General features: G+C 68.3%; 6 protein-coding genes, 1 tRNA gene and 1 pseudogene. 2 read left to right on the forward strand and 6 right to left on the reverse strand.

The genetic code is table 11. The features are described 5' to 3' along the window. The 6 genes and pseudogenes from E8A12_RS01740 to E8A12_RS01765 all read right to left on the reverse strand — a co-directional run. Positions 1 to 446: pseudogene (locus tag E8A12_RS01740) on the reverse strand (50S ribosomal protein L1); the annotation flags it as partial. A gap of 3 nt (positions 447 to 449) precedes the next feature. Next, on the reverse strand, positions 450 to 881 hold the full coding sequence (gene rplK, locus E8A12_RS01745; protein WP_293366031.1) for a 50S ribosomal protein L11: 432 nt from the start codon (positions 879 to 881) through the stop codon (positions 450 to 452). A 141-nt stretch (positions 882 to 1,022) separates the two neighbouring features. Beyond that, positions 1,023 to 1,439, reverse strand: coding sequence for a DUF5990 family protein (locus E8A12_RS01750; protein WP_293366032.1), 417 nt, complete (start codon positions 1,437 to 1,439; stop codon positions 1,023 to 1,025). 3 nt (positions 1,440 to 1,442) lie between these two features. Beyond that, positions 1,443 to 2,012 (reverse strand): transcription termination/antitermination protein NusG, encoded by a 570-nt coding sequence (gene nusG / locus E8A12_RS01755; protein WP_293366033.1) that lies wholly within the window; start codon positions 2,010 to 2,012, stop codon positions 1,443 to 1,445. A 12-nt stretch (positions 2,013 to 2,024) separates the two neighbouring features. Continuing rightward, positions 2,025 to 2,330, reverse strand: a complete 306-nt coding sequence (gene secE / locus E8A12_RS01760) for a preprotein translocase subunit SecE (RefSeq protein ID WP_293366034.1) — start codon at positions 2,328 to 2,330, stop codon at positions 2,025 to 2,027. A 63-nt stretch (positions 2,331 to 2,393) separates the two neighbouring features. Further along, a tRNA-Trp gene (locus tag E8A12_RS01765) sits at positions 2,394 to 2,469 on the reverse strand. A 207-nt stretch (positions 2,470 to 2,676) separates the two neighbouring features. On the opposite strand from E8A12_RS01765, the gene E8A12_RS01770 reads away from it, so the two are divergent. Beyond that, on the forward strand, positions 2,677 to 2,853 hold the full coding sequence (locus tag E8A12_RS01770; protein ID WP_293366035.1) for a hypothetical protein: 177 nt from the start codon (positions 2,677 to 2,679) through the stop codon (positions 2,851 to 2,853). A gap of 109 nt (positions 2,854 to 2,962) precedes the next feature. After that, positions 2,963 to 3,413 (forward strand): PhoD-like phosphatase N-terminal domain-containing protein (locus E8A12_RS01775; RefSeq protein WP_293366036.1); only part of this gene is annotated, 451 nt, incomplete at its 3' end.

Genomic DNA, 3,413 nt, shown 5'->3' on the forward strand with positions numbered 1-3,413 from the left:
GCCTGACCGACGTTCATGGTCACCGTGCCGACCCGCGGGTTCGGCATCAGGCCGCGCGGGCCCAGCACCTTACCGAGACGCCCGACGAGGGCCATCATGTCCGGCGTGGCGATCACGCGGTCGAAGTCCATGAAGCCGCCCTGGATGCGTTCCACAAGGTCCTCGGCGCCGACGACGTCGGCTCCCGCGGCGGTGGCTTCGGCGGCCTTGGCGTCCTTGGCGATGACGGCCACGCGGACGTCGCGTCCGGTGCCCGAGGGCAGCGAGACCACGCCACGGACCTGCTGGTCGGCGTGGCGCGGGTCGACGCCCAGGTTGACGGCGATCTCGACGCTTTCGTCGAACTTGGCGGTGGCGTTGGCCTTCACCAGCTTGACGGCTTCTTCGACCGGATGGGCCACCGTGCGGTCGCCGGTCCAGGCCTTAATGCGCTTTGCAGTCGCCATCTCTTAGGCCTCCACGATCTGAAGACCCATCGAGCGCGCGGAGCCCTCGATGATCTTGGCGGCGGACTCGACGTCGTTGGCGTTGAGGTCCTTCATCTTCTTGGTGGCGATGTCGCGCAGCTGGGTGCGGGTGATCTTGCCCGCCACCGAACGGCCCGGCTCCTTGGAGCCCGACTTCAGCCCGATCGCCTGCTTGATGTAGTAGGACGCCGGCGGGGTCTTGGTGACGAAGGTGAAGCTCTTGTCCTGATAGACGGTGATCACCGTCGGCAGGGGCGTACCCTTCTGTTCCTTCTCGGTGCGGGCGTTGAATTCCTTGCAGAAGCCCATGATGTTGACGCCGCGCTGGCCCAGCGCCGGCCCGATGGGCGGCGAGGGCGTCGCAGCGCCCGCGGGCACCTGCAGCTTGATATAGCCCAAGATCTTCTTGGCCATGCCTGTCTCCAATGCGGCGGCTGGTCAAAGCCGCCTATGTGGCCGTGGTGCGGGCAGCCCCTCCCACGGATTTGATCGCTGGCCGAAGCCGACGAAGCGCGGGCGTGTAGCAGCAAGAGGCCGGCGGAGCAACCTTAGCGGTCAGCCGACTCGCCACGTCGGGGGCCGCGTGTCGGCGAGCTGGCGGCCGGCCATGCTGGCGGTGATCGGCGCGCCATAGGCCTGGGCCTCGCGGACCAGCGGCCAGGTGATCGGGGAGAGCCTGGCCTTCAGGCGATTGATCCAGGCGCCGGTCGCGGTGTCCTTCCAGGACAGGTAGACGAAGCGTTCGGCAGGCGTGCCTGAGGCGAACTCGCCGCTGAACACCGGGCGGTTGGGATCGGCGCCCGGCTTCACCCGCAGCTCGAAGTCGTAGGCGTAGAGGCTGCCCTCGAGCGGTGCGCCATCATGCAGGCCGCCGCGGGTGTCCTGCAGACCGAAGGCCCAAGGCTGGCCTTCGTGCGAGAGCGGCGGTCCGGGCACGTAGAGCAGCCGCAATCTGACTGCATCCACGGCCATCGATCAGGAGGTCTTCTCGACCTGGTTGTATTCCAGCTCGACCGGGGTGGCGCGGCCGAAGATCGAGACGGTGACCCGCAGGCGGGCGCGTTCCTCGTCGACCTGTTCCACCGAGCCATTGAAGCTGGCGAACGGCCCGTCGGTGACGCGCACCTGCTCGCCGATCTCGAACTGGATCGTGGGCTTCGGACGCTCGACGCCTTCTTCGATGGCGCCGATGATGCGGGCCACTTCCTTCTCGGAGACCGGCATCGGCTTGGAGCCGGAGCCCAGGAAGCCGGTCACCTTCGGGGTGTTCTTGATCAGGTGATAGGCTTCGTCGGTGAGCTCCATCTTCACCAGGACGTAGCCCGGGAAGAACTTGCGCTCGGCGTTGACCTTGCGGCCACGGCGGATCTCAACGACGTCCTCGGTGGGCACCAGGATGTCGGAGAAGCAGTCTTCGAGGCCTTGCGTCTTGGCCTGCTCGCGAATGGACTCGGCCACCTTCTTCTCGAAATTCGAGTAGGCGTGGACGATGTACCACTTGTGGCGCGGGTTCGACGGGGCGGTGGTTTCAGCGGCTTCGGACATGATCTCTAGTTTCTAACCCCCGGCCGTGAGCTTGAGCACCTGATTGATGCTGAAGCTGACGCCGAAATCGACGACCCAGAAGAAGATCATGGCGACGACGACCATGATGGCGACCATCACCGAGGTGATCCAGGTTTCGCGGCGGGTGGTCCAGGTGACCTTGCGGGCCTCGGAACGGACCTCGCGGGCGAATTGGGCGATGCTCGTGCGCTTCTTGGGCGGCGCGAGCGCGGCGGCGGACGGGCTGGCCATGACCGCAGCGGTCTTGGCGGCCCGGTGGCGGATTGCGGACGGGCTGTTGCCCGGTTTCTTGGCCATGGCGGCTCTTCGAACTCTCGTTTGGGGCGGCGGACGTCGCGCCCTCTTCTCACGTATATAGGATGGCAGGAGTGGAGGGACTCGAACCCCCGGCCCTCGGTTTTGGAGACCGATGCTCTACCAGCTGAGCTACACTCCTTCGGCCCGCCGGACCTGGCGGTCCCCCGACAATGAAACAGCGCGCCGGAAGGCGGCAAGCCCTTCGGCGCGCGCGGCTCATCGCCGGAGCCGGGTCGTTTAGCAGGGGCGCCCCCCTTGAGCAAGGGAGGCCATGGGCGGGGAAGACGGATCGATCGCCACAGCAGGCCGTTCGAAGGACGAGCCACCAGTCACTCCGGAGTCCCCGATGCCCGACACTGACGCCCGCTACAATCGCGACGATGACCAGAAGCCGGGCGCCCCGCCGCGCTCCGCCACCGAGCCGGCCGGCGCCAAAGGCTCGGCCCGCTCGGACAAGACCCGGACCGATCCCGCCACCGGCGAGCCGAAAAAGTCCCCGCCGAAGCCCAACCGCGCCGACTGATCCGAACCCCCTGCGAACCGTTCGTCGCCGGACGAAACGGCTCCGTCGCACCTGACTGGCGCTGCCCCGGCGGCGATTCTAGGCTCCCGCGGTCGGAGGAGCCCTCGCCATGGCCGCCATCCATCGTCGCCGGTTCCTGGGCGCAGCCGCCGCTTTGGGCGCCTCGGCCGCCTGGGTGGGCGCGCGGGCGGCGCCATCGAGGCTGGCCTGGAGCGAACGCCGCGACCTCTTCCCCGAAGGCGTGGCCTCCGCGGACCCGCAGGGCGACAGCGTGATCCTCTGGACCCGTCGGCCGCCTGGCCCGGACGGGGCAGCGGCGCGCCTCACCGTCGAGGTCGCGGAGGACGACGGCTTCCAGCGGGTGATCGCCGCGGCGCCCGCGCCCTCGTCAGCTGACGCCGACTGGACCGTGCGGGTGCTGGTCGGCGGATTGAACCCCGGCCGCGAATATTGGTACCGCTTCACCGGCGCGGACGGCTTCGGCAGCCGCATCGGCCGGACCACCACCGCGCCGGCCCTGGAAGACCCGCGCGAGGTCCGTTTCGCCTTCGTCTCCTGCC

The sequence above is a fragment of the Phenylobacterium sp. genome (genome assembly GCF_004799395.1).
Taxonomy (GTDB): domain Bacteria; phylum Pseudomonadota; class Alphaproteobacteria; order Caulobacterales; family Caulobacteraceae; genus Phenylobacterium.

Coding starts and splice junctions, on each gene's coding strand:
- rplK (WP_293366031.1), bottom strand. CDS start 881: ATGGCCAAGAAGATCTTGGGCTATATCAAGCTGCAGGTGCCCGCGGGC.
- E8A12_RS01750 (WP_293366032.1), bottom strand. CDS start 1,439: ATGGCCGTGGATGCAGTCAGATTGCGGCTGCTCTACGTGCCCGGACCG.
- nusG (WP_293366033.1), bottom strand. CDS start 2,012: ATGTCCGAAGCCGCTGAAACCACCGCCCCGTCGAACCCGCGCCACAAG.
- secE (WP_293366034.1), bottom strand. CDS start 2,330: ATGGCCAAGAAACCGGGCAACAGCCCGTCCGCAATCCGCCACCGGGCC.
- E8A12_RS01770 (WP_293366035.1), top strand. CDS start 2,677: ATGCCCGACACTGACGCCCGCTACAATCGCGACGATGACCAGAAGCCG.